Genomic DNA, 19,144 nt, shown 5'->3' with positions numbered 1-19,144 from the left:
GTTCACTCTTTTACTTATCATCACACGCAAATTTGCGGTCAGTCACAAAGCCATAAACTTAATGTAAATGATATTGGTTATCATTTGGATTTAAGGTTGTTTTAATGTAGATTGTCGGCATTTCAAGCTAACACCTTTTAATCAATGATTGCTGTCGAGGTTTTTATGGAATGCAGGGCGTTTAAAAAAAGTGCAATTGCCGCAATAGTTTCGAGTTTGTTGATATCTTCAGCTTATGCAGGCGTAGATGCTGAATCTTCTGAACCTATTGAGAAGATTACTGTTTATGGTGAAAAGATTGAACGTAGTCTTAAGGATACAACCTCTTCTATTTCGGTGATCGACAAGGAAGCGCTCGACAGCGGTCAATATCAATCCACCTCGAGTGCTTTATCTGAAGTACCTAACGTGGTGGTGCTATCGGGTTCTGTGCCGGATATCCGTGGGGTTTCAGGTAATGGTTCTGCCTCTGGATTTAATTCTTTTACCGGTGGCGCTCGGGCGCGGGTATCCACCTTAGTCGATGGGGTTGCTGAGCCTTTTGTTGCCGATCTTACTGGTGATACTGGTCTGTGGGATATCCAACAAATTGAGGTGTACCGCGGCCCACAATCGACGATTAACGGCCGTAACAGCATTGGCGGCACAGTGTTTATTAAAACCGAAGATCCAACCTTCGATTGGCAAGGTGCGGCTCGTGTCGGTTATCGTAATCAAGATAACTTTATCGACAGTGCTGTGATGCTCTCAGGCCCGATCCTCGATGATGAGTTGGCATTTAGGGTGAGCGGACAAAATGTGACAGGGGATACCTTCAATAAAGGCTTGGAATACGAGACTAATCCCGCCACTTTTGATCAAAATGAACTGATCACCAATCGCTGGCGCGGCAAATTCCTGTGGCAGCCGAGTGCGATTGAAGATCTCAAAGTGCTCTACAGCTTTTCATACAATGATGAGAAAGGTGACTCCGGGCGTAACTATTTTACCGGTGATGATCCTTGGGCGTTTAAGCCTATTTTCCAGCGATATATCGAGACTAAATCGACGACTCACTCAGTGAGAGTTGATTATGACCTCGGTGAAGGGCGCGCCTTAGATCTCATCGTGGCTTATATGGATTATGACTGGGGCTTTGAATCCTATGAACCCATTGTCACGGCGCAGCAATATGTCGATATGAGCGACCAGAGTTACACTGTCGATGGTAAATACAGCTTTGGCCTTAAAGATAAAGACTTCAACGGCTTTGTGGGTTTAGCGTATTTTAAACGCAGCCAAGATTTTGGCAGTACTGGCAGTTCCGTTTACAGTGGTGATGACAGCACTAAGTCCACCTCCATTTACGGTGAAATAACCTATGGGCTTGCCGAGTCACTCTGGGTTACTGTCGGCGGCCGCGTGATGCGTGACGAGCAATTACGTAACTTCAATATGCTCTATCAGGGCAGCCAATTGCAGGAAAAACTCGACGATGCCAATACCGTCACCCTGCCGAAGCTGGTGTTGCAATATGCGCTGAATGACAGCACGACCTTGGCGGCCAGTGTTCGCCGGGGTTATAACTCGGGCGGCGGTGCGCTGTCGTTAGCCGAAAGTGAGTATTACTATTACGACGAAGAGTACGTCAATACCTATGAACTCAGCAGTCGCAGCTCATTTGCCAATGGCGATGTTAACTTGAGTGCCAACCTCTTCTACAACGATTTTGATGGTTATCAAGCGTCTAATAGCGCCCGCAAAATTACCAATATCGATAAAGCGGTCAGCTACGGTATTGAGGCTGAATTTAGTGCCATGTTAACCGAAAACCTGCAATTTATTTCGGGCGTAGGTTTGCTCGATAGTGAGATCAAACAAGCGGATCCTAGCTATGGTGACATTATCGGCAATCAGCTGAACTCGGCGCCGCACATGACCGCCAATGCGGGCTTAAAATATTGGTTGGGCGATGCGTTTTCTTTCGGTTTTTCAGGCAACTATGTGGGTGAGTATTTTGCGGATATCAATAATACCGAATCACGGGTGGCTGGTGACTATGTGGTGGCTCGCTTAAGCCTCGATTATCAAACCGATAGCTGGAGAGTCAGCGGTTTTATAAACAACCTGTTTGATGAGCAAGCATTGACGGTAAATGAACCCGCCAGCCGCAGTTACCCCGATGGTTATGCGGCGATTATCGACCCCAGAAATCTCGGCGTCTCTGTGATGTACCGCTTTTAAGCGCTCGATTTAACGCACTTATTTTACCCATAAAAAACCTCCACAGCATGCTGTGGAGGTTTTTTATTTTCAGCGACTTTTACTCTTTATATGTCAAAGTGCCGTTGGCTTTGATTTCGTCGTACCACAGGTTGTGGTGTTGAGTTGCCCAGTTTTCATCACAATAACCAGACACCATACACTCCATACCGCCTTCAGACATTACCGTTGCCATGAAGATGTGCACGATAGAGAAAGCACAGATCACGATAGCGCTCAATGAGTGCAGCACGAGTGCGATCAAGCTTAATGTACGGCTTGGTTCGAAAAGATTTGGGAAGAGTAACAGCATGCCCGAGGCCGAAATCACTAATCCAAACAGGGCAAAGGCCCAGAACCACATTTTCTCACCGGCGTTGGCAAAACCTGCGTCTGGGTGCTTACCTTTGAATGGACCAAAGTTAATGTAACCACCGACCACTAAGAACCACTTCACGTCGTACATTTTTGGTAGCTGGTTTTTCGCCCATAGGGTGGTCATTAATGCCCAACCTATCATGAAGGGAATCGCCATCACGTCATGGATTTGCTGAGCGCCATAGACGATAGCTTCCCAGATGCCTTCGCTGAGCCAAGGTTGGAAGAAGAAGCGACCCGCCAGCAAGGTTAAGCCCGTTAAAATCAACAGCAAGCACGGGATTGCGCCTAACCAGTGGATTGAAACGTCAAACTTTGACCAGCGATGCACTAACTTGCCTGAAAAACCATGGTGTAGCTTGGAGATGCCGTTCACCTTGATAAATAAGACAAAGATAATGATCATGCCGAATAGCGCTGCCATTAAGGCCGGTGCTAACCAGTCGCTACGTAGTTCGAGCACCCGCAGATCATAGGTATTGATCGGTTGGGCGTGGAACTTGCTTTGGGAGGTAGTGTATCCCGTGGCGCCATCCTTCAGCTGTGCCCAAATTTGGGCATCAGAGGCTTGAGGTTGGAGCGCTTGGTCACCACCACCATTGGCTAGACACACGGCACTAAATAACAGTGCTATGGCTAAGCCTATGTGTTTGAACCACTTGTTCATCATACATCCTCTCTCGCTTAGTGGCGCCTGCCTGCAGGCGCCAAGCTAAGTCTGTGGACAGATCCTGTTGACCTGAATTAATTCCAAGCCGCGTTTTTAGCGCCACGGTAAGCCACACGCTCACGGAAGATGCTAGAAACCACCTCTGCATCACCCGCTAACAGGGCCTTAGTCGCACACAGTTCTGCACACATAGGCAGTTTGCCTTCGGCAATACGGTTTGAACCGTATTTTTGGCGCTCTGCCTCTGAGTGGTTTTCTTCTGGGCCGCCAGCGCAGAAGGTACATTTATCCATCTTGCCACGGCTACCAAAGGCACCTTTTTTCGGGAACTGTGGTGCGCCAAACGGACAGGCGTACAAGCAGTAACCGCAACCAATACAGGCATCTTTGTTGTGTAGCACTATGCCGTCGTCGGTTCTGTAGAAGCAATTTGCTGGGCAAACTGCCATACAAGGTGCATCGCTGCAATGCATACAGGCGACAGAGATAGAGGCTTCTCCACGTTGCCCATCGTTAATGGTCACTACGCGGCGGCGTTGGATCCCCCACTCGAGAGCGGAGTCGTTTTCGTTTTTACAGGCAGTGACACAACCGTTACATTCGATGCAGCGCTTGGTATCACACAAAAATTTCATTGTAGCCATAATGGCAATTCTCCTAGCTTAAGCTGCACTTACGCTTTAACGATCTGACACAGTGATGCCTTGGTTTCCTGCATTTGCGTCACAGGGTCATAACCATAGGTCAGCGCAGTGTTAGCAGATTCACCGATAACGTAAGGTACTGTGCCCTCTGGGTAATTAGGCGCTAAACTTTCACCGTGCATCACACCCGCAAAGTGGTATGGCATAAAGGTCACGCCAGGTTTAACCCGTGGGGTTACCATGGCTTGTACCTTAATGCGGCCACCTTCGGCGCCTTCTAACCACACGAAATCACCGTTACGAATACCGCGATCAGCAGCATCGGCAGGGCTTATCTCAACAAACATTTCCTGTTGAAGTTCAGCTAGCCAAGGGTTACAACGAGATTCTTCACCGCCACCTTCGTATTCCACTAGTCGACCTGAGGTCAATGCCAGTGGATACTTGCCGCTCATGTCTTTGTCTTGGATTGACTTATACAGAGTTGGCAGACGGTGCACTTGCATGTCGGCATAGGTAGGGTATTTTGCCACTAAGTCACGGCGTGGCGTGTATAACGGCTCACGGTGCACAGGTACTTGGTCTGGGAAAGTCCAAACAATACAACGGGCTTTGGCGTTACCAAAGGGAATGCAACCGTGCTTGATCGCCACGCGTACTATGCCGCCTGACAAGTCTGTCTTCCAGTTGCGGCCTTCGGCTTCGGCTTTTTCTGCCGCAGTCAGATCATCCCACCAACCGAGTTGTTTGAGCAGCTTATCGGAGAACTCTGGGTAACCGTCTTGGATTTCAGCACCTTTAGAGAAAGAGCCTTCGGCCAACAGATTTTTGCCATTGTATTCAACACCATAACGGGCGCGGAAGTTACCACCACCGTCTTTAACGTGTTTCGATTGGTTATACAGAATTTGAGTACCAGGGTGTTTCGCTTCTGGCGTGCCCCAACATGGCCAAGGTAAACCGTAGGTTTCGCCTTTCGCTGGGCCGCCTGCGGCTTCCAACGTCTTGTTGCTGAAAGTGCCCCAGTTTTGGGTGTGTAACTTGATACGCTCAGGGCTTTGACCCGTCATACCGATAGTCCACATACCGCGGTTGATTTCACGGGTGATTTCTTCAATCACAGGTAAACCATTTTCAATCGCGATGCGTTTAGTGTACTGCTCGGCAATACCCAGTTTTTGCGCTAAGCGATACATAATTTCGATATCGGTTTTAGATTCAAACAGTGGCTCTATGACTTTTTCGCGCCATTGTTGGCTGCGGCCAGAGTTAGACACTGAGCCTTCAGTTTCAAACTGTGTCGCTGCTGGTAGCAAGTAAACACCATTCTTACGGCGATGCATCACACCTGCCATAGTTGGGAACGGGTCGACAACGACCACAGTGTCCATCTTGTCTAAAGCATCACGTACATCACGTTGACGGGTTTCGGTGTTGACCGATTGTCCCCAGAAAAACGCCATACGGATGTTATCTTGCTGCGCAAGTTTGCCTTTTTCTTCTAACACACCATCGTGCCAGCGAGAGCAAGGGATACCGGGCGTAGTCATAGGTTCACGGCCAAGATAAGTGCCTTGATCGAAACGGCTCTTCATCCATTCCATGTCCAGATCCCACACGTGGGTCCAGTGGGTCCAAGCACCCGTTGTTAAGCCGTAGTAACCCGGTAAGTTATCGAATAACAAACCTAAGTCAGTCGCGCCTTGCACGTTATCGTGACCACGGAAAATGTTAGTACCGCCGCCTGACACACCCATGTTACCTAGCGCTAATTGCAGAATACAGTAAGCGCGAGTGTTGGCGTTACCGACGTGGTGTTGAGTACCACCCATACACCAAATCACAGTACCAGGGCGGTTATCTGCCATGAGTTTCGCGGCTTGATAAACTTCGGCTTCGCTCACGCCTGTGATGTTTTCCACTTCTTTAGGTGGGAACTTTTTCGCTTCGGCGCGAATGGTATCCATCTCAAAAACACGTTGTTGGATAAAAGTTTTATCTTCCCAACCGTTTTCAAAAATGTGCCATAACATACCGTAAATAAAAGGAATATCTGTACCTGGACGCAATGCGCAGTGCAGATCTGAATGCGCCGCAGTACGAGAGAAACGTGGATCAACCACGATTAACTTAGCGTTGTTTCTTTCTTTCGCGATCAGAATATGTTGCATCGCCACTGGGTGGGCTTCTGCAGGGTTGGCACCGATAAAGAAAATCGCATTCGCGTTTTGGATATCGTTAAAGGAGTTAGTTTGCGCACCGTAGCCCCAAGTGTTAGCAACACCGGCTACCGTGGTAGAGTGACAAATACGAGCTGAATGGTCGACGTTGTTTGTGCCCCACATGGCCGCTAGTTTGCGGTACATGTAACAACCTTCGTTTGAGAATTTAGCGCTACCCATGAAGTACACTGAGTCTGGGCCGGATTCTTTACGAATGTTGAGCATTTGGTCGCCCACTTCGTTAATCGCATCTTCCCAAGAGATTTTTTTCCACTTGCCATCAACCAATTTCATTGGGTATTTCAGGCGTTTTTCACCATGGCCATGCTCACGCAGTGCCGCACCTTTAGCACAGTGACCTCCGGCGTTGAAGGGGTGATCGAATGCAGGTTCTTGACCCGTCCACACGCCATTTTGTACTTCAGCATACAGACCACAACCGACGGCGCAGGCACTACAAATAGTACGTTTGACTTCGATAGGGGCATCATGCGGTACTTCTTTGGCTTCGACGCGACGCATCATGCCTGTGCCCATCAGAGATGCTGCGGCAATACCACCGGTGGCAATACCTGCGTGCTTCATAAATTGACGACGGCTAATGCCTAACGCCGGTTTGTCTGCCACTGGGGCGACACTAGACTTGCGAGTTAACTTCATCGCTGACTTCTCCTAGATTAGCTGCGCAAGCTATTGTAATAGCTGCTGATGTGCGCAGTTTCGTGGTAACCCTTTGACGCTTTGGTGGTTACCTTGCTGCTCTCGCTGGCCTGTGCCACGCTCATGCCGGTTGCGGCAATCGCGGCACCCGCTACGCTGCCGACGGTGAGCGCTTTGAGCAAAGATCGGCGAGATAAATCGCTGGGTTGCTGCTTCATGCTGACTCCTGAAATTAGGGTTTAGTTTTTGAGATCGCACGGCTTTTTGTGGGATTCAACTTGTTATCAAAAAGTGAAGATTAGCGGTGGAAAAGATAATGAAATCATCTTGTTTGCCATCAATCATCGCGCGTGACGGCAATATAGTAGGAAAGGGTTGAGTAGGAATTGATCTAGGACAGTTTGCAGTGTTGAAATCGGCTGCCGTACTCTTAAAGCGTTAACTCGCTCATAGTTTCGTAAATCCCTTGGGAGCAGGGCGTTGGCGGCTTTTTGTATCACGGTGTTTCAGGTGTTAAGTTTTTGTATTGTCTAATGAAGTGCAGATAAAAGAACACCCCGCATGGCGGGGTGTTTTAAGGACCTAAAAGCTGCGGTTTAACTTAGTCTTTATACTTTAAGTTGCCGTTGGCTTTGATTTCGTCATACCAGAGATTGTGGTGCTGGATTGCCCAGTTTTCATCACAATAGCCTGACTTCATACACTCCATACCGCCTTCGCTGAGTACGGTCGCCATCCAAATATGCACTATGGTAAAGGCAATCAGGATAATGGCGCTGATAGAGTGGATCAGTAGCGCGCCCATGGAGGCTTCGCGCGGTAAGTCTAAGCCAGGTAACACCAACATGATGCCAGAAACACTGATAAATAAACCAAACAACATCAAGGTCCAGAACCACATTTTTTCACCGGCGTTAGCAAAACCACTGTCGGGGTGTTTACCTTTGAACGGGCCAAAGTTGATATAACCACCTACCACTAAAAACCATTTCAAATCATACATCTTGAAGGTTTGTAGCGGCATCCATTTGACGACACAGACAGCCCAAGCCGCGATAAAGATGGGACCTGCCCAATCGTGGATGGTTTTGCTGCCGTAGATCAATGGCGCCCACAGATCAGGCCCTAACATGGGCTGAACAACATGCTTACCTAACATTATGGTTAAACCGGTAAACATCAGTGTCAGGCAGCTGCTCGCCATGATCCAGTGGATCCACAGATCCGCCTTAGACCAACGCGCCACTAACTTGCCTGAAAAGCCCTTGCTGAGTTTTGATGGACCATTCACCAGATAAAACAATAAGAAAGCCCCGAACACACCGACAACGGCCAAAGCCATAATCGGGGTCAGATATTGGTTTCTCAGTTCTTTACCTTGGTTACCGGCAACGTTAATCAACACCCCAGTATCTATCCCTTTGGCAGTGGTATAGCCGGCATCGCCTGCTTTTACCGCCCGCCAAAGATCGGCATCGCTGGTTTGCGCTTTCGCCTGTTGTTGACTCGATTGCTGATCACTTGCGTGTACTGGGCTTGCGCTCATTACTGAACCTAATCCCAATCCCATGACGAGCACCAACAGAGCAAACAGACTGCGCAGTGATTTGTTTAACTGTTTGTTTAACATTTTCACTCCTTGCCAGAGGTTAGGGATGACTCCCTAACCCTCGCTCTGCTTAGTTAATCTCACCTGTCTTGGGGTTGTAACCCCAAATCACGTTAGGATTGCCACGAGAGGCCATACGTTGACGGTAGATATTGGATACCACTTCCGCATCACCCGCGAGCAGGGCTTTTGTCGAACAAAGCTCAGCACACATAGGTAACTTGCCCTCAGCAATACGGTTTGCACCGTATTTTTTACGCTCGGCTTCGGAGAAGGTTTCTTCTGGGCCACCGGCACAGAAAGTACACTTGTCCATCTTGCCACGACTACCAAAGGCAGTCTTTTTCGGGAATTGCGGTGCACCAAATGGACAAGCATAGAAGCAATAACCACAACCGATACAAGTATCTTTGTTGTGTAGCACTATGCCGTCTTCGGTACGGTAGAAACAATCTGCCGGACATACGGCCATGCAGGGAGCGTCAGTACAGTGCATACAAGCCACTGAAATTGAGGCTTCGCCAGGTAGACCATCGTTGATCGTCACCACGCGGCGACGTTGAATTCCCCACTCGAGAGCGGAGTCGTTTTCGTTCTTACATGCAGTGACGCAACCGTTACACTCGATGCAGCGCTTGGTGTCACACAGAAATTTCATGACTGCCATAATGGCTTATCTCCTCATCAAGTAGGTTAGGCTTTGCTGATTTGGCATAGGCTGGACTTAGTTTCTTGCATCTGAGTCACAACGTCGTAGCCATAAGTTAAAATGGTGTTTGCCGATTCGCCTATCACGTAAGGCACTGTGCCTTCAGGATAGTTTTTCGCTAGGCTTTCGCCCTCAAACACACCAGCAAAGTGGTATGGCATAAAACATTCACCCGGAACAACCCGTGGTGTCACCATAGCCTTAACCGTGATCTTGGCGCCTTCTGGGCCATGTACAAAGACATTGTCACCGTCACGCACGCCGCGATCCGCAGCATCCGCAGGGTTCATCTCGATGAACATTTCTTGTTGCAGCTCAGCAAGCCAAGGGTTAGAACGGGATTCTTCACCACCGCCTTCGTATTCCACTAGACGACCAGAGGTCAGTGTCAGTGGGAAGCCTTGGGTAAAGTCCTTATCTTGGATTGACTTATACAAGGTCGGCAGACGCGCAACCATACGGTCTTCGTAGGTTGGGTACTTGGCGACTAAGTCACGACGAGGAGTGTAAAGTGGTTCGCGGTGTTTCGGGATATCATCTGGGAAAGTCCAAACGATACAACGGGCTTTAGCGTTACCATAGGGAATACAGCCATGCTTGATCGCAACACGTTGAATGCCACCAGAAATGTCAGTCTTCCAGTTTTTGCCTTCGGCGCGTTTTTTCTCTGCATCTGTGAGTTCATCCCACCAACCCAATTGCTTGAGCATGTCGGCGGAAAATTCAGGATAACCATCTTGAATCTCACTGCCTTTAGAGAAAGAACCTTCGGCAAGAATGTTGACGCCATCATGCTCAACACCGTAACGGGCACGGAAGTTACCGCCACCGTCTTTCACGTGTTTTGATTGATCGTACAGGATCTGGGTACCAGGATGTTTCATCTCTGGTGTACCCCAACATGGCCAAGGTAAACCGTAGACTTCACCCTTAGCTGGGCCGCCGGGTGCTGTTAGATTATTGACATCGAAAGTGCCCCAGTTTTCTTGGTGCATTTTCAAACGCTCAGGGCTTTGACCTGTGTAACCCACTGTCCACATACCGGTATTGAATTCGCGGGTCACATCTTCAATCAAAGGCTCGTCGCCATTCACTTGAATGTGCTTACAGAATTCTTTTTCAACGCCCCATTTTTTGGCGAACTTATACATGATCACATGATCTGGCAGAGATTCGAATAGCGGCTCGATGACCTTAGTGCGCCATTGGATTGAGCGGTTGGTCGCTGAAACTGAACCATAGGTTTCGAACTGGGTCGCCGCAGGCAACAGATATACACCGTCTTTACGTTGGTGCATCACCCCTGCCATGGTTGGGAACGGATCGACCACCACCACAGTATCCATCTTGTTCAATGCTTCACGCACTTCGCGACCACGGGTTTCAGTGTTCACCGATTGTCCCCAGAAGAACGCCAGACGGATATTGTCTTTCTGCGCAATTTTGGTTTTATCTTCTAACACCCCATCGTGCCAGCGAGAGCAAGGAATACCAGTTGAGGTTTGTGGTGTTTGACCTAAGTATTCACCTTGGTCGAAACGACTGGCTACCCATTTTGGATCTAAGTCCCATACATTCGACCAGTGAGCCCAAGCGCCAGAGGTTAAACCGTAGTAACCGGGTAAGTTGTCGAATAACAGACCGAAGTCCGTTGCACCTTGTACGTTATCGTGACCACGGAAGATGTTAGTCCCACCACCAGAAACCCCCATGTTGCCAAGGGCTAACTGTAAAATACAGTATGAACGGGTATTGGCATTACCAACGTGATGCTGAGTACCGCCCATACACCAAACGATAGTGCCGGGTTTGGTTTCGGCCATCATCTTGGCAACGCGGTACATTTGCGCCTTAGGCACGCCTGCAACCAACTCAACTTCTTCTGGAGTGTATTTTTTGGCTTCTTCGCGGATACGTTCCATACCGTATACACGTTGTTTTAAGAAGTCTTTATCTTCCCAGCCGTTTTCAAAAATGTGCCATAACAGGCCATAAATGAAGGGGATATCTGTACCAGGGCGGATATGCACGTACTCGTCAGATTTCGCTGCAGTACGGGTGAAACGAGGATCTACGACGATAATTTTGGCGCCGCGTTCTTTAGCCACCAAAATGTGTTGCATTGCGACTGGGTGGGCTTCACTTGGGTTTGAACCCACAAACATGACGCACTTAGAGTTGCGGATATCGTTTAACGAGTTGGTTTGCGCACCGTAGCCCCAAGTGTTAGCAACACCGGCTACCGTGGTAGAGTGACAAATACGGGCTGAGTGGTCGACGTTGTTCGTGCCCCACAGTGCCGCTAATTTGCGATATAAATAAGCTTGTTCGTTAGAAAACTTGGCGCTACCCATAAAGTAAACGGAATCTGGACCCGACTCTTGACGAATCGCTGCCATCTTGTCGCCGACTTCATTAATCGCTTGATCCCAAGAGATCTTTTTCCACTTGCCGCCTTCTAACTTCATTGGGTATTTCAGGCGTTTTTCACCGTGGCCGTGCTCACGCAGTGCCGCACCTTTCGCGCAGTGTCCGCCTTGGTTAAAGGGATGGTCAAATGCCGGTTCTTGACCTGTCCACACGCCATTTTGTACTTCTGCATATACACCACAACCGACGGCGCAGTGAGAACAGATGGTACGTTTAACTTCGGTGGGAACATTGTGGCCTATGTCTTCTTGGGCTTGAGCTTTACGCATCATGCCTGTACCTAGCATGGACGCCGCAGCGATGCCACCTGTGGCAAGACCTGCCGATTTCAAGAACTGACGACGATTGAGACCCAGTGCTGGCGCTTTAGATTCGACAACCTGGTCTGTTTTGCGGGTTAATCGCATCACACACTCTCCTCTGGTTAGTTGTTCAACGACGCATAATAGTTACGGATATGGTCGGTTTCGCGGTAGTTCTCACTCTTAGGCTCTGTGGTTGCAGCCGTTTTTGTCGAAGCTAACGCCTGACTGCTCACGGTTACCACTGCGCCTGCCGCACTGCCGAGTGCCAATGCTTTGAGCAATTGACGACGGCCCATGTCGGAAGCTGGCTTCTTCATAGTGTCTCCTTGTGTTGCGGGATTAAGGTGGCACAAACGGCGACCACCTCGGTTATTGTGAAAGCTTAAGCTTTCGTTATTGTTGCGAAGGTGCGTGTGACTTCACCTTCGCGGTTTGAGCTCATCTAGTATTGACATCTAGCGCGCACATGTCGCGCTATTATTAAGCTTAGTCTTAGTTCATTAATTCCACTGGTTTTGCTAAATCGCTGGTGGCCGGTTGTAGGTCGGCGCTGCCTGGGCAGTTGACGGGAATATCTAAGCTCAATTGTTCAAAGGCACTGGCTTCCATTTCAAAGAAGGCTTTTGCCAGCTGGGCGACGGTCGCGTAAAACGCAGCGCTGGGCGCTTTAGCTAAGTTGTCGCAGAAGCGGCCAATCCAACTGCCGATATGGCGTTGGTAAAAAGCCAGTTGGCGATAGCTCGGCGCTTCTAAAATCAGGGTTCCCATCACTTCACACAGGGCGGCTACGTGATCTTCGGGTTCTTTAACGTTGTCTTCGCGCTCAAATCCGAGTTGCATTAGGTCTTGGCGCAGTAATGCCAGCGGTTTATCCATTAAAGAGCCGGTCATAAACCAGCTGCCGTAGGGCAAGATCTCGCCAGAACCTACACCGAGGAATAGCGCAAAATACTCGTCTTCAAGCTGTTCATCGCTGAACTGCTGGGCGGCAAGTTGGAGTGATAACCAGGCTTTGGTCATCTCGTTGTCTTCATTGGCATCGATTTCAAGATTGGCCAAAAATTGCAGCAGTTCAGGACTCGGCTGACGGCGCAATAGGGCGGCTAACAGTTGATAGATATCGGCTCTCAACTGATCGTTTTCTGAAACTTGTCTTACTGATTCGGTCATAGCGGATCTCTTATCGCAGTTGCTTTTCAGGATCTTGAAGAATGTCTTCAAACATGTCTTTTACCCGGCAGTCGCCACACATTTTCAAGCGCTCAATATTGGCAGAAAATGCGCTGTGCGCGCCGACCATATCCAGCATCCGATGCACCATAGATTGGGTCGCAAAAGGAGAGCCGCAGCGAATACATTCGAAGGGGGCTTCTTCTTTCAGGGTGTGTTGTTGCTGACGAGCAGCTTTATCAAAATTAATTTGCGGCGTTAGGCTGATAACCTTTTCAGGACAGGCCGCTTCACATAAACCGCATTGCACGCAGTTTTGCTCAATAAAGTGTAGTGCAGGTTTGTCGCCGCCATCTTGCAATGCCACGGTTGGGCAAATTGCCACGCAGGACATACACATAGTGCACTTTTCGACATTCACGCTGACTTTGCCAAAGGGAATGTTGTTGAGGCTAAGGCAAGTATCGATTTCACCCGCTTGGCTATTGAGGTGATCTATCGCTTCAAATAGCGTGTTGCGTTTAGTGGTCGAGGCAAATGCAGCGGGCACGATCACGGGCCAATCTAAGCTGATATCGAGCATCGCATCTAAATCGGCAAGCATGCTTGGGTCGATGAGGCTGATACGTTGCGGCTGACCCATCTCATCTAAAATACTATTGGCTAACGAAAGTTCACCTTTAAGCATTTGCGTAAGAGTTGGCGCCGTGGCGTCGGTATTGAGGATCAGCACTTGGCGTGCGCCCCATGCGAGTACCGACAGCCAATGATCTAAACTGGCAACGGTAATTTCTTCTAGGGCGACGGGGATAATGTCACCCGCTAGATCGTCGGTGATAAAGTCGGCGCCGACGGCATTGTCGTGGAACAAAATTACCGGTGCGGTTTGGGCGTGCTCGCGGAAACGACTAACGACTTTGTTCAGATATGAATGTAAGGCCTGCGGCGTCGGTAAATCGTAACTGATAGCACCCGTTGGGCAAGCGCTGGTACAACTGCCCGCGCCGTGGCAAAGGTATGGGTCGATTTCAATTTTCTTCGCCACGCTACTAATCGCATCGGCTGGGCAAAAGTTAAGGCAACGATTACAACCATTGATGCCATTGCGGTCATGGGCACAAATATCTGGGTTGATTTTGACGTAGCGAGGCTTATCGAATTGGCCGACAAGATCGGGAATTTGCGCGAGGGCATCTTCGAGTTTTTCAGCGTCTTGACCGACATAGAAATAACCGGGTGGCAGCATCTCTAAGTTCAAACAAGCTGTGCTGCTCAAATCGAGCACGATATCGAAATGGGGTTTACGAATCGACACTAAACTGAGTTCGGCCGCGCCATCTTGATGTTCAACACTGACTTGGAATTGGCCTAAAAAGCCTTTTACGCCAATGAGTTTGTTGTAGTAACTTTCGACATCGGTTGCCGCCGCCATCACACGCTCAAGGTGCGCTTCGTCTTGGCTGGTAATGGCTTCATTGGCTAAAATCACGCGATGGGCCATAGTGGACAATTTGTCCGCGGCAAGGCGAGCCAGATCTTCTGGGCCGATAATGAGGACATTGCCTTCGGTGGTGTAGCTGACGGTTGGCGGGATCAGATTCTGCAACATCTGAGTTTGCGCTAACACCTGTTGCCGCGCTTGTTTTAACGCTTCTTGGGTTTGATTGGTCATCAAATGAGTGCTCACATTGCGTTCCTGAACAGTACTTTGGCTGTTTCTTGTTTTACTGTTTCTGGGCAGATTTAGGCGGCTGGTAATAAGTAAGTCATTGCCTTTTCTGCTTTTATCTAAGCTTTATTATGTCTTAGTACAGCAATTCACATACCAAAGTTACGGACATTAAAATTAGCTAAACTGACGTTAAACAACTCGGGTTTGGGCCTGAGCCGAGGGCTCTGGTGCATTTTGGGGTAGGTCATCAGTCTCCCCATCCAAATTGTCCGCTATCGGCTCTGCTGCCAACTCGGTGTCGACTGCTTGAGTCGTGGTTTCGCTTACATCAAGACTAGCGGATGGATTAGTTTCTGCAGCTTGTTTGGCTAAGGCTGACTCTTCATCCGGCGTTTCGCTGTCTTTGGTGATGTAGCGGAAGACTTTTTGCGCTAATTCTGCTGAAACTTCGGCGCTGAGTTTGGGCTGATTACTGTAATCGAGCGCATATTCCAAAAGCCCATCTATCTCATTGAAATGTGGTTGTTTCCACAGTGCTCGCAGCGCCGCAGATTTCGCCGCCGGATCGACATTCGCGCCCATAAAACTCGCAAAGCTGCCGCCAATTTCAATTTCGTCAGGATTCGGTAAATCCGCCGCCGTGAGCATGCGATTCGGATCGTCATGTTCGGCAGTATTGGACTCTGTTACTGGCTCTGTCGGTTGAAGCGGCTCAACTGCCACAGTGGCTTCGGTCGCGATCGGCGCTTGAGGCGCTGCTTCTTCTTGAGTTTCTCGCGCTTGTTCAGCGGCAACTTGTTCGCGACGCTGGTTCCAGCGACTCAGTAGCCCAGCCGTTTTTTGCGTGGATTCAGCCATTAGTCCCTCCGAAGTGGATCGTGACTCGGGCCTTGATTCTTACGGCCATCGACATGCTTACGGCGATGGGCGGCGATTTCGACTTCGCCATGCTGGGTGATAAAGGCTTCAATCCAACAAGCGATGGCTTCTGGCATCAATAGGTTGATAACAGGGGTATTGCCCTCAAGACAACCTGCGGCGACGTTTTGGTCTGCCGACAGTGCTGCGGGTATCCAAGTGCCATCGGCCGTTTCATCGCACACTAAATACAGCATAGCGTTGTCTACATCGAGATTGAGGCGATAGCTGGCGCGTTCGTCTTTGTGCAGTTCGAGGAGCACTAAGGTTGCGTCGTCTGGGGCTTGATGGGTGGCGGGAAGTAAGTGTTCAATTTCCCATTGTACTGAGGTCCAGCGGCCAACTTGTTTCTCTACTTTTTTAAGTGAAACGTACATGGGCCAAACATTCGTTGTATGTTGCATTGTCTCTCCGTCTCAGCCGTGTTGATGGACGAACCGTAGATCGAACGGATCGGTTTTACCAACAAATTGCGATAAAAGGTCACTGCAATATTGGTGCCAGTAAACATGGGGTATTAGTTTGAACTAGATCATCAAAAACCCCCTAAAAAGTGGACATTTTGTCCAGTGCTGGGTTTTGTTTGGGACATAAAAGGGCTAATGAAAAATCAGCATTGCGGCAGATCACGCATTTAAACCCGAGTTTTATACCTAGGTATAAATATTGCTATGCTCAGGCCATGACTCGTTAAACGGTAGCATTATGATTTCGGAAAACAGCATGGGCACAGATAAAGAAGTAGCGGCAGCTAACCCCACTCAGAAGCCTCATCATCAGTGTTCTTTTGTGAGAACCCAAGCAGAAGTTCCCTTAACCATTGCCGTAAAAGCAGTGAATGAAGCAGGGGAAGTGCTGGATAAATTTGTCGCCTGCGAACGTCCACTTACCGTTTACTTAAACTGGCGTCCGATAGTGACGCTGATGACCCTAGGGGCAAAACCTGAGTCTCTGGCGTTAGGTTATCTTAAGAACCAAGGCTTTATTTCGGATGTGAGCCTGCTGGACTCTGTTATCGTCGATTGGGATGTGAGTTCTGCGGCTGTGGTTACCCGTGAACAAACCGCCGATCTCGACGAGAAACTCTCCGAAAAAACCGTGACGTCAGGCTGTGGTCAAGGCACGGTTTATGGCAGTTTCATGCAGGATCTAGATAACATCAATTTACCTACACCGAGTTTGAAGCAAAGCACGCTGTATAGCTTATTGAAAAATATCAACGAATATAACGAAACCTATAAGAATGCTGGCGCTGTGCATGGCTGTGGTTTGTGCGAAGACGATAAGATTATGGCCTTCGTTGAAGATGTCGGCCGCCATAATGCCGTCGACACCTTGGCTGGGGATATGTGGCTGACGCAGGATCGTGGCGATAACAAAATATTCTATACCACAGGCCGCTTAACCTCTGAAATGGTGATTAAAGTCGCCAAGATGGGGATCCCCATTTTGCTATCACGTAGCGGCGTCACTCAGATGGGCTTAGCACTGGCGCAGCAGTTAGGCATTACTATTATCGCCCGCGCTAAAGGTCGACACTTTTTGGTGTATCACGGCAGTGAAAATCTGCAATTTGATGCCAATACCGCTCCTTAGCCCCAATTTAGCTAAGACAGTAATGCTAAGACTTGCATGCAGTAATAAAGAATAAGACAAGGAAACAAAATGACGTCTGCCAGTGAATTGGTTTACATGAGCGCGAAGCAAGTGGCCGAGTATTTAGATCTTAACGAGAAAAAAGTCTACGCCATGGCCAATGACAGAGTTCTCCCCGCCACTAAAATCACCGGTAAATGGCTATTCCCGAAAGTGTTAATCGACCGTTGGGTAATGGATTCGTGTCACAGTGGCATGCTCACCGACCGTTTGTTGATCACCGGCAGTGACGATCCACTCTTATCTATGCTGGTGGCGCGCTTGATGGCACAAGTCGGTAGTCGTGAGTTGATAAGCTACAGCGCGACAGGTTCACGCTTAGGATTAGAGTTACTCGCTAAAGGTTATGCCGATGTGTGTACCTTACACTGGGGCAGCATGGAGGATCGCAATATCCGTCATCCAGCCTTACTTAAAGGGTATAACAATCATCAACAATGGATCATGGTGCACGGTTACTCCCGTCAACAAGGGTTGATCATGCGTGCCGATATGCACCACAGATGCCAAGAGGAAGATAAAGTCGTGAACTTACCTTGGCGTTGGGTGAGTCGTCAGGGCGGCGCGGGTAGCCAGCAACATTTAGAACATTGGTTGTTAAAGCAAGGCGCTCGCTTAGACCAGCTTAATGTCGTGCTGACGGCCTATAGTGAACGCGAGCTGGCAGGTTATATCGCCCGTGGTGATGCCGATATAGGTTTTGGCTGTCAATCTGTGGCATTGGAGAGTGGTTTGAGTTTTGTGCCACTGATTAAAGAGTCCTTCGATTTCGTTATGCCGCAGAGCATTTACTTCCGTCGTCAGCTTCAACAACTCTTTACTATGTTGGCGAGCGGCCACTCGAGGCAAATGGCGGCGCTACTGGGTGGCTATGATCTTACCGACTGTGGAAAGTTACTCTGGAGTGCGAGCTAATCCGCTCTCTCGGTAATGGATCAAGCTGAATAGAGTCGAATGATCTCTGCCATACTTATGACAGTTACTTACGCTGCTACTTATATAGCTAGTTACCGAATAAGTATTAAAGAGATCTCTCCCTGTCCCTGATTAAGTCATTTGGGCTTTACTATGGCGATGGGATGAAGGCAGCGACTATGACTATATAGTTAAAGTATCTTTATCGCCGAATGTGTTAGCGCGTCATCTATATTGCTCTCCGTTATATTCCATTAACGGTCTATATAAGAGTTGGGAGGAGATATTCCGGTTCGATCAGTCGTTATCCTTATCTAAAATTTATAGAATCTATGCGTCAATCTCTTCGCCTTAATGCAGTACATCCCCAAAATATGAGGTAGAACTGCAGAGAAAACGCTATTTTGTGGATAACTTTGGGGGTAAGTGGTGGGTATCTTGTGGCTAGTTTAGATAATCAGAATTAACAGCAAATTTCCTTAAAATAGGGGTTGCACAAAATCTCCTGCTCCCTATAATGCGCATCCACTGACACGGCAGACAGCGAAAGCAAGCTGACGAGTTAGGTTGAATTGAATGGCTTTTGACCACTTAATTCAATCGCGTCAAGAAGTTGAAAATACTCCTTGACGCGAAACGGGAAATGCGTAGAATACGCAGCCCTAGCCAACTGGAAGCGTTCGGCGCTCAGTGTGGTACTCAAGTCCTCTTACGGATATTGAGTTGCTCTTTAACAAGATAAAACAAGAAATCTGTGTGGACACTCACAGGTGTTGAGTTAATCGAAACTGCTTAACCTTCGGGTTGGCAGTCAAAAATTTAAATCAATGTAACAATGAGTGTTCATAGCAATATGTACAGTTTGTTTCAGCCCTTCTTTTATAAGGAGTGCGAGAAACAAAAAATCAGAATTCATTGAGCCGCTGAAGTCGCAAGACGGAAGCA

15 protein-coding genes are annotated in these 19,144 nt (G+C 48.6%); 3 read left to right on the top strand and 12 right to left on the bottom strand.

The genetic code is table 11. From position 1 onward, the window contains the following. The first annotated feature begins 165 nt into the window (after nt 1–165). A complete protein-coding gene (locus Q4Q57_RS19640) occupies nt 166–2,223 on the top strand; it encodes a TonB-dependent receptor domain-containing protein (protein ID WP_311891792.1) in 2,058 nt (685 codons plus the stop codon). Nucleotides 2,224–2,302: 79 nt separating this feature from the next. Here the strand turns inward: Q4Q57_RS19640 and Q4Q57_RS19635 are convergent, their stop codons facing one another. From Q4Q57_RS19635 to Q4Q57_RS19580, 12 genes are all read right to left on the bottom strand, one after another. After that, the gene (locus Q4Q57_RS19635; protein WP_311891791.1) at nt 2,303–3,286 is read right to left on the bottom strand and encodes a formate dehydrogenase subunit gamma; all 984 of its coding nucleotides are present in this window, start codon (nt 3,284–3,286) and stop codon (nt 2,303–2,305) included. 77 nt (nt 3,287–3,363) lie between these two features. Continuing rightward, entirely contained in the window at nt 3,364–3,933 is a 570-nt protein-coding gene (fdh3B, locus tag Q4Q57_RS19630; RefSeq protein WP_071940374.1) for a formate dehydrogenase FDH3 subunit beta, read from the bottom strand. 29 nt (nt 3,934–3,962) lie between these two features. Continuing rightward, complete coding sequence (locus Q4Q57_RS19625; protein WP_311891790.1) at nt 3,963–6,815, bottom strand: molybdopterin-dependent oxidoreductase; 2,853 nt, start codon at nt 6,813–6,815, stop codon at nt 3,963–3,965. Nucleotides 6,816–6,832: 17 nt separating this feature from the next. Beyond that, nucleotides 6,833–7,033 carry a twin-arginine translocation signal domain-containing protein gene (locus Q4Q57_RS19620; RefSeq protein WP_006084531.1) on the bottom strand — a complete coding sequence of 67 codons (201 nt, stop codon included), beginning with the start codon at nt 7,031–7,033 and terminating at the stop codon, nt 6,833–6,835. Between the two features lie 383 nt (nt 7,034–7,416). Continuing rightward, complete coding sequence (locus Q4Q57_RS19615; RefSeq protein WP_006083567.1) at nt 7,417–8,445, bottom strand: formate dehydrogenase subunit gamma; 1,029 nt, start codon at nt 8,443–8,445, stop codon at nt 7,417–7,419. A gap of 49 nt (nt 8,446–8,494) precedes the next feature. After that, entirely contained in the window at nt 8,495–9,091 is a 597-nt protein-coding gene (gene fdh3B, locus Q4Q57_RS19610; RefSeq protein WP_006083566.1) for a formate dehydrogenase FDH3 subunit beta, read from the bottom strand. Between the two features lie 26 nt (nt 9,092–9,117). Further along, entirely contained in the window at nt 9,118–11,970 is a 2,853-nt protein-coding gene (locus Q4Q57_RS19605; protein ID WP_311891802.1) for a molybdopterin-dependent oxidoreductase, read from the bottom strand. 17 nt (nt 11,971–11,987) lie between these two features. Then, on the bottom strand, nt 11,988–12,185 hold the full coding sequence (locus Q4Q57_RS19600) for a twin-arginine translocation signal domain-containing protein (protein WP_006083564.1): 198 nt from the start codon (nt 12,183–12,185) through the stop codon (nt 11,988–11,990). A gap of 175 nt (nt 12,186–12,360) precedes the next feature. Beyond that, complete coding sequence (locus Q4Q57_RS19595; RefSeq protein ID WP_012090496.1) at nt 12,361–13,038, bottom strand: molecular chaperone; 678 nt, start codon at nt 13,036–13,038, stop codon at nt 12,361–12,363. Nucleotides 13,039–13,048: 10 nt separating this feature from the next. After that, complete coding sequence (locus tag Q4Q57_RS19590; RefSeq protein ID WP_199850918.1) at nt 13,049–14,710, bottom strand: 4Fe-4S binding protein; 1,662 nt, start codon at nt 14,708–14,710, stop codon at nt 13,049–13,051. 189 nt (nt 14,711–14,899) lie between these two features. After that, complete coding sequence (locus tag Q4Q57_RS19585) at nt 14,900–15,568, bottom strand: DUF3306 domain-containing protein (protein ID WP_311891789.1); 669 nt, start codon at nt 15,566–15,568, stop codon at nt 14,900–14,902. Next, on the bottom strand, nt 15,568–16,032 hold the full coding sequence (locus Q4Q57_RS19580; protein WP_006083560.1) for a DUF3305 domain-containing protein: 465 nt from the start codon (nt 16,030–16,032) through the stop codon (nt 15,568–15,570). The genes Q4Q57_RS19585 and Q4Q57_RS19580 overlap by 1 nt, the downstream gene beginning before the upstream one ends. A 301-nt stretch (nt 16,033–16,333) precedes the next feature. Between Q4Q57_RS19580 and Q4Q57_RS19575 the strand changes: the two genes are divergently transcribed. Together Q4Q57_RS19575 and Q4Q57_RS19570 are read left to right on the top strand one after the other, a co-directional pair. Continuing rightward, on the top strand, nt 16,334–17,224 hold the full coding sequence (locus Q4Q57_RS19575) for a formate dehydrogenase accessory sulfurtransferase FdhD (protein WP_063882346.1): 891 nt from the start codon (nt 16,334–16,336) through the stop codon (nt 17,222–17,224). A gap of 69 nt (nt 17,225–17,293) precedes the next feature. Next, a complete protein-coding gene (locus Q4Q57_RS19570) occupies nt 17,294–18,199 on the top strand; it encodes a helix-turn-helix transcriptional regulator (protein ID WP_311891788.1) in 906 nt (301 codons plus the stop codon). The last annotated feature ends 945 nt before the right edge of the window (nt 18,200–19,144 follow it).

Source organism: Shewanella sp. SP2S2-6, from assembly GCF_031931965.1.
In the GTDB taxonomy this organism is placed as follows: Bacteria; Pseudomonadota; Gammaproteobacteria; order Enterobacterales; family Shewanellaceae; genus Shewanella; species Shewanella baltica.
The sequence above is the reverse complement of the archived record's forward strand: the minus strand, read 5'-3'. Positions and strand labels throughout refer to the sequence as shown.